Genomic DNA, 7,563 nt, shown 5'->3' with positions numbered 1-7,563 from the left:
GCAGCGACAGCTCGACGTCGAGGCGGTCCGGGCCGGTTTCGCCGCCGTCACCAGCCCCGGCCGGCTGGAACGCCTGCGCAGCGCGCCCACGGTGTTCATCGACGCCGCCCACAACCCGGCCGGGGCGACGGCGCTGGCGCAGACGCTGGCCGGCGAGTTCGACTTCCGGTTCCTGGTCGGCGTGCTCAGCATCATGGCCGACAAGGACGTGGACGGCATCCTCGCCGCGCTGGAGCCTGCGTTCGATTCGGTCGTCGTGACCTATAACGGCTCGCCGCGCGCGCTGGACGTCGAGTCGCTGGCGCTGGCCGCCCGTGAGCGGTTCGGGCCCGATCGCGTGGCGACCGCGGAAAACCTGCGCGACGCCATCGACGTCGCGACCGCCCTGGTCGACGAGGCGGCCACGGAAATCGGTGCGGCGGAGTCGTTTTCGGGCACCGGGATCGTGGTCACCGGCTCGGTGGTCACCGCCGGGGCCGCGCGGACCCTGTTCGGTCGTGACCCGCAATGACAGATCAGAGTCCCGACCCTTGGAAGAGCTTCGGCGGCGTGATGGCCGCGACGCTGGTCCTGGAGGCGATCGTGGTGCTGCTGGCGATTCCGGTGGTGGGCGCCGTCGGCGGCGGGCTGAACGCCGCGTCGCTGGTCTATCTGATCGGCCTGGCCGTCGTTTTGATCCTGCTGGCCGGGCTGCAGCGCAGGCCGTGGGCGATCTGGGTGAACCTGGCCGTGCAGGTGGTGCTGCTCGCCGGTTTCGCCATCTATCCGGGGGTGGGATTCATCGGCGTGCTGTTCACCGGGCTGTGGGCGCTGATCGCGTACTTTAGGGCCGAGGTCCGGCGGCGTCAGTCGCCGCCAAGCTAGACGCGAACCGGTTCTGTACGCTGTCCGCCGTGACCGAACGGACCCTGGTACTGATCAAGCCTGACGCCGTCGAGCGGCATCTGATCGGCGAGATCATCGGCCGCATCGAGCGCAAAGGCCTCACCATCGCGGCGCTCGAGCTCCGGCACGTCAGCGAAGAGCTGGCCGGCCAGCACTACGCGGAACACGAAGGTAAGCCCTTCTTCGGATCGTTGCTGGAATTCATCACCTCGGGGCCGGTGGTGGCGGCGATCGTGGAGGGGCCGCGCGCGATCGCGGCGTTTCGGCAGGTCGCGGGCGGCACCGACCCGGTGGACAAGGCCACGCCCGGCACGATTCGGGGCGATTTCGGGCTGGAGACGCAGTTCAACCTGGTGCACGGGTCCGATTCGGAAGATTCCGCCAAGCGCGAGATCGCGCTCTGGTTTCCCGGAATCTAGCGCCGGGGGCGATCGGGGCCACACCGGGACCCCGACGGCGTTTGCTGGGGCGCGCGGATCGGGTGCGGGTGGGCACTGGAAGTGATGTGGGATACTGACAGCGGGTGAACGTCGCCGGACCGGCTTCGGACACCCGAATGAAGACTTGGACAAGCGCGACCATCGCGTCCCCCGCGATGTTGCGCCGCATGTCAGGCCTACATTCAGTACGGCGCCGAGTGAGTTCTACCTGAGCCGCTCGGGGCGAGACCATCACAAGCCTGGGAGAAGCGACCCGGGCCCATAGCGAAGCCCTCGCGTGGCCGCGTCGAAACGACGCGCCCGGGGGCTAAAGGAGAATACGTGGTAGACAGTGCACCGCCCACAGACTCGTCACGAGAGCCGGCCCGGAACGAGGACCTGCCCGACCGCCTGAGGGTCCACCAGCTGGCACGGGCGCTGGGAAGCACCAACAAAGAGGTGCTGGCGGCGCTCATTGCGATCGACGGCCGGGACCGCAACGTGCACTCCGGCGTGGACCGCGAGGACGCGATCAAGGTGCGCGAATTGCTCTTCGCCCAACCCCTGCCGAACATCCCGGGCTTCAGCAGCGCGGCCGCCGCACAACAACCCTTGCTGCTCGACGCCTCAAGTGCGGGAAGGGATTACATGCCGTTGTTCGTCGCGCCGCAGCCGGTCGAGATCGGCGGCGAGCGCGACATTGAGGACGATTCGGGCGACTCCGACGATTCCGACGGCGACGACGACGAACAGTCCGATCGGCCCGCCAATCGGCGGCGGCGCCGCGGCCGCCGGGGCCGGGGCCGCGGCCGCGGCGAACAGGGCGGCGCCGACGGCCAAGACATGGACGAGGACGCCGACTCCGAGGACACCGACGAGGACGACTCCGACGCCGGCGACGACGAGAACGGATCATCGGAGGCCGCCAGCCGGCGCCGCCGCCGGCGGCGACGGCGCAAGTCGGGGGCCGGGGACGACAGCGACGAGGCCCCGTCACCGGACGATCCGCCCAACACCGTCGTACACGAGCGCCCGCCGCGCAGCGGCAAGAACGGCGACGAGAACCTCAGTTCAAACGCCGAGATCAAGGGCATCGACGGCTCCACCCGGCTGGAGGCCAAGCGGCAACGCCGCCGCGACGGGCGCGACGCCGGGCGGCGCCGCCCGCCGGTGCTGACCGAGGCCGAGTTCCTGGCCCGCCGCGAGGCCGTCGAACGGATGATGGTCGTGCGCGACCGGGTCCGCACCGAGCCACCGCACCCCGGCGCGCGCTACACGCAGATCGCGGTGCTGGAAGACGGCATCGTCGTCGAGCACTTCGTGACCTCCGCCGCCTCCGCCTCGCTGGTGGGCAACATCTACCTCGGGATCGTGCAGAACGTGCTGCCCTCGATGGAGGCGGCCTTCGTCGACATCGGCCGCGGCCGCAACGGCGTGCTCTACGCCGGCGAGGTCAACTGGGAGGCCGCGGGACTGGGCGGGTCGGACCGCAAGATCGAACAGGCCCTCAAACCCGGCGATTACGTCGTCGTGCAGGTCAGCAAGGACCCGGTCGGCCACAAGGGCGCCCGGTTGACCACGCAGGTCTCACTGGCCGGCCGCTACCTGGTTTACGTGCCGGGCGCGTCGTCGACCGGGATCAGCCGCAAGCTGCCCGACACCGAACGCCAGCGGCTCAAGGAGATCCTGCGCGAGGTGGTGCCGTCCGACGCCGGGGTGATCATCCGCACCGCGTCCGAGGGAGTCAAAGAGGAGGACATCCGCAAGGACGTCACCCGGCTGCAGGAACGCTGGGAGCAGATCGAGGCCAAGGCCGCCGAAACCAAACAAAAAGCCGCCGGTGCCGCAGTGTCGCTCTACGAAGAGCCCGACGTGTTGGTCAAGGTCATCCGGGACCTGTTCAACGAGGACTTCGCCGGCCTGATCGTCTCCGGCGACGAGGCCTGGAACACGATCAACGAGTACGTGAATGCCGTTGCACCAGAACTGGTTTCGAAACTCACCAAGTACGAGCCCGCCACCGGGCCGGACGACTCGACCGGGCCGGACGTGTTCGCGGTGCACCGCATCGACGAACAGCTCGCCAAGGCGATGGACCGCAAGGTGTGGCTGCCGTCGGGCGGCACGCTGGTGATCGACCGCACCGAGGCGATGACGGTGATCGACGTCAACACCGGCAAGTTCACCGGATCCGGGGGCAACCTCGAGCAAACCGTCACCAAGAACAACCTGGAGGCGGCCGAGGAGATCGTGCGCCAGCTGCGGCTGCGCGACATCGGCGGCATTGTGGTCATCGACTTCATCGACATGGTGCTGGAGTCCAACCGCGACCTGGTGTTGCGCCGGCTGACCGAGTCGCTGGCCCGTGACCGCACCCGCCATCAGGTTTCCGAGGTGACGTCCCTGGGCCTGGTCCAACTGACCCGCAAGCGGCTGGGCACCGGGCTGATCGAGGCGTTCTCGTCGTCGTGCCCGAACTGCGGCGGCCGCGGCCTGCTGCTGCACAGCGACCCCGTGGATTCGGCCCCGTCCAACGGCCGGAAGTCCGAATCCGGTGGGCGTCGGGGCAGGCGGTCGAAGAAGAAGGGCGCCGAAGAGCCCGCGGTGGCCAAGGTGCTGCCGGCCCACACCCCCGGAGAGCACCCGATGTTCAAGGCGATGGCGGCCGGGGGGTCCGGGACGTCGGAGGCGGCCCAGGGTGACGGGGAGCCCGAGGAGACGGCCGAGGAAGTCATCGCCCAGGTCGACGGCGAGGCCGAAGTGCCGCCCGACGCGGCCGTGGCGGACGCCGACCGGGACGACTTCGAGGACAACGGCCAGGACTTTGGCGAGAGCGACAGCGACGAGGACGACGACGAGGACGACCTCGACGACGACGATGACGACCTCGATGACGAGGACCTCGACGTGGACGACGAGGACGACGAGGACGACGACGAGGACGACGAGGACCTCGACGACGACGACGAGGACACCAGCGCGGCCGGTAACGGGGGAGTGGGCTTCGGCCGCCCGCGCCGTCGTCGCGCGGCGGGCAGGCCGGCCGGCCCACCGATCCACGTGGACTGACCTGCGTCACCCGAGTGGTCGGGCGAGCCGGTTTGACCCTGTAGCCGCTGGTCACGTACCCTTGGACAGTTGTCGTCAGGCCAGACCGCTAAGACTTTGGCCGGCGACCGGCGGGACTCCCGGGTGACCGGCGCGGACCTGCACCCCAGACCCACCACGAACGAGCCGGTGGCACGCGCGCGAAGGAAAGAGGCAGGAGCAACGATGGCGACGTACGCAATCGTCAAGACCGGCGGCAAGCAGTACAAAGTCGCCGTCGGAGACGTCGTCAAGGTCGAGAAGCTGGACTCCGAGCCGGGCGCCAACGTGACGCTGCCGGTCGCCCTGGTCGTCGACGGCGCCAAGGTCACCAGCGACGCCGCCGCGCTGGCCAAGGTCGCGGTGACGGGAGAGGTGCTCGAGCACACCAAGGGCCCCAAGATCCGCATCCACAAGTTCAAGAACAAGACCGGCTACCACAAGCGACAGGGTCACCGTCAGCAGCTGACGGTCCTGAAGGTCACCGGGATCAAGTAGCGAGGACCACATGGCACACAAGAAGGGCGCTTCCAGCTCGCGCAACGGCCGCGACTCCGCCGCGCAGCGGCTGGGCGTGAAGCGGTTCGGCGGCCAGGTCGTGAAGGCAGGCGAGATCATCGTCCGCCAGCGCGGCACCAAGTTCCACCCCGGCGTCAACGTCGGGCGGGGCGGCGACGACACGCTGTTCGCCAAGGAATCCGGTGCCGTCGAGTTCGGGACCAAGCGCGGCCGCAAGACCGTCAGCATCGTCGCGGCCGGGCAGACCACCGACTAGGCGTTTTGCCCGGGCCCGGTCCGGGCGCTGCGTCCGGCTGCGGGCCCCGGCCCGCATCGGCGCCCGCGGTAGTTAAGAGGACCCCCGATGCCACGGTTTGTCGATCGCGTCGTCATTCACGCGCGCGCGGGTTCCGGCGGTAACGGCTGCGCGTCGGTCCACCGCGAGAAATTCAAGCCGCTCGGCGGCCCTGACGGCGGCAACGGCGGCCGCGGCGGCAGCATCGTGTTGGTCGTCGACCCGCAGGTGCACACCCTGCTGGACTTCCACTTTCACCCGCACGTCACCGCGCCCTCGGGCAAGCAGGGGATGGGCAACAACCGTGACGGCGCCGCCGGCGCCGACCTGGAGGTCAAAGTCCCCGACGGCACCGTCGTCCTCGACGAACGCGGCCGCCTGCTCGCCGACCTGGTGGGAGCCGGCACCCGCTTCGAGGCGGCCGCCGGTGGTCGCGGCGGCCTCGGCAACGCCGCGCTCGCATCGCGCGCCCGCAAGGCTCCCGGCTTCGCGCTGCTCGGCGAGCCGGGCCAAGCCCGCGACCTGACACTGGAGCTCAAGACCGTCGCCGACGTCGGCCTGATCGGCTTTCCCTCGGCCGGGAAATCCTCGCTGGTGTCCGCGATTTCGGCGGCCAAACCGAAGGTCGCCGACTACCCGTTCACCACGCTGGTGCCCAACCTCGGCGTCGTGTCGGCGGGCGAGCACACCTTCACCGTCGCCGACGTGCCCGGGCTGATCCCGGGGGCGTCGGAGGGGCGCGGCCTGGGCCTGGAATTCCTGCGCCACATCGAGCGATGCGCGGTGCTGGTGCATGTCGTCGACTGCGCCACCGCGGACCCCGGCCGCGACCCGATCTCCGACATCGACGCGCTGGAAGCCGAACTCGCCGCCTACACCCCGACCCTGCAGGGGGACGCGGTGCTGGGCGATCTGGCCGAACGGCCGCGAGCGGTGGTGCTCAACAAGATCGACGTACCCGAGGCTCGCGAGCTTGCCGAATTCGTCCGCGACGAGATCGCCGCGCGCGGCTGGCCGGTGTTTCTGGTGTCGACGATCAGCCGTGATGGGCTGCAGCCCTTGGTCTTTGGGCTCTGGCAGATGATCTCGGAGTACAACGCCGCGCGGCCCCAGATCGTGCCGCGCCGCCCGGTGATCCGGCCGCTGGCCGTCGACGACAGCGGCTTCACCGTCGAGCCGGACGGGGAGGGCGGGTTCGTCGTCACCGGCGCCCGGCCCGAGCGGTGGGTCGGCCAGACCAACTTCGACAACGACGAAGCGGTGGGTTACCTCGCCGACCGCCTGGCACGCCTCGGTGTCGAGGAGGAACTGCTGAGGCTAGGCGCCAGACCGGGCTGCGCCGTGACCATCGGCGAGATGACGTTCGACTGGGAGCCGCAAACGCCTGCGGGAGAACACGTTGCGCTGTCCGGCCGTGGCACCGACGCGCGGCTGGATCGCACCGAACGAGCCGGGGCCGCCGAGCGCAAGGAGGCCCGTCGTCAGCGCCGCCAACACGGTGACGATGAATGAGCGCCCACCGCGAAACCATCCGCACCGCGCGCAGCCTCGTGGTCAAGGTCGGCACCAACGCGCTGACCACGCCGTCCGGGGTGTTCGACGCCGGCCGGCTGGCCGGACTGGCCGACGCCATCGAGACGCGGATGAAGGCCGGCACCGACGTCGTCATCGTGTCGTCCGGTGCCATCGCCGCGGGCATCGAACCGCTCGGATTATCCCGTCGTCCAAAGGATTTGGCGACCAAGCAGGCCGCCGCCAGCGTCGGCCAGGTCGCGTTGGTCAACTCGTGGAGCGCGGCGTTCGCCCGCTACGGCCGCACGGTCGGGCAGGTGCTGCTGACGGCGCACGACATTTCGGTGCGGGCCTCGCACACCAACGCCCAGCGCACCCTGGACCGGCTGCGCGCCCTGCACGCGGTGGCGATCGTCAACGAAAACGACACGGTGGCCACCAACGAGATCCGGTTCGGCGACAACGACCGGCTCTCCGCGCTGGTGGCCCACCTGGTGGGCGCCGAGGCGCTGGTGCTGCTCTCCGACATTGACGGCCTCTATGACGCCGATCCGCGAAAAACTAAGGGCGCCAGGTTCATCCCAGAGGTGTCCGGGGCCGCGGACCTGGACGGCGTGGTCGCCGGCCCCGGCAGCGACCTGGGCACCGGCGGGATGGCGTCGAAGATGTCGTCGGCGCTGTTGGCCGCCGACGCCGGCGTCCCGGTGCTGCTGGCCGCGGCGACCGACGCTGCGACCGCGCTCAGCGACGCCTCGGGCGGAACGGTGTTCGCGCCGCGGCCGGTCCGGATGTCGGCGCGCCGGTTCTGGGTGCGTTACGCCGCCGAGGCCGCCGGTTCGCTGACGCTGGACGAGGGCGCGGTGCGCG

8 protein-coding genes are annotated in these 7,563 nt (G+C 70.0%); all 8 read left to right on the top strand.

All coding sequences use genetic code 11. From position 1 onward, the window contains the following. The coding region (locus A5706_RS10460; protein WP_304528392.1) for a glutamate ligase domain-containing protein at window positions 1-511 on the top strand (511 nt) is incomplete at its 5' end. Then, entirely contained in the window at window positions 508-864 is a 357-nt protein-coding gene (locus A5706_RS10455) for a DUF4233 domain-containing protein (RefSeq protein WP_068129863.1), read from the top strand. The genes A5706_RS10460 and A5706_RS10455, both read left to right, overlap by 4 nt. Window positions 865-893: 29 nt before the next feature. Then, window positions 894-1,304 carry a nucleoside-diphosphate kinase gene (gene ndk / locus A5706_RS10450; protein ID WP_068129860.1) on the top strand — a complete coding sequence of 137 codons (411 nt, stop codon included), beginning with the start codon at window positions 894-896 and terminating at the stop codon, window positions 1,302-1,304. Between the two features lie 342 nt (window positions 1,305-1,646). Further along, window positions 1,647-4,373, top strand: a complete 2,727-nt coding sequence (locus A5706_RS10445) for an Rne/Rng family ribonuclease (protein WP_068129857.1) — start codon at window positions 1,647-1,649, stop codon at window positions 4,371-4,373. A gap of 204 nt (window positions 4,374-4,577) precedes the next feature. Next, a complete protein-coding gene (gene rplU, locus A5706_RS10440; protein WP_067158787.1) occupies window positions 4,578-4,889 on the top strand; it encodes a 50S ribosomal protein L21 in 312 nt (103 codons plus the stop codon). Between the two features lie 10 nt (window positions 4,890-4,899). Further along, window positions 4,900-5,166 (top strand): 50S ribosomal protein L27, encoded by a 267-nt coding sequence (gene rpmA, locus A5706_RS10435; RefSeq protein ID WP_068104066.1) that lies wholly within the window; start codon window positions 4,900-4,902, stop codon window positions 5,164-5,166. A gap of 87 nt (window positions 5,167-5,253) precedes the next feature. Then, entirely contained in the window at window positions 5,254-6,696 is a 1,443-nt protein-coding gene (obgE, locus tag A5706_RS10430) for a GTPase ObgE (RefSeq protein ID WP_068129854.1), read from the top strand. Further along, window positions 6,693-7,563, top strand: an 871-nt coding sequence (proB, locus tag A5706_RS10425) for a glutamate 5-kinase (protein ID WP_068129851.1), incomplete at its 3' end; no start/stop codon positions are given. The genes obgE and proB, both read left to right, overlap by 4 nt.

The sequence above is a fragment of the Mycobacterium sp. E796 genome, from assembly GCF_001672815.1.
Taxonomy (GTDB): domain Bacteria; phylum Actinomycetota; class Actinomycetes; order Mycobacteriales; family Mycobacteriaceae; genus Mycobacterium.
This window is presented reverse-complemented; position numbering and strand designations above follow the sequence as displayed.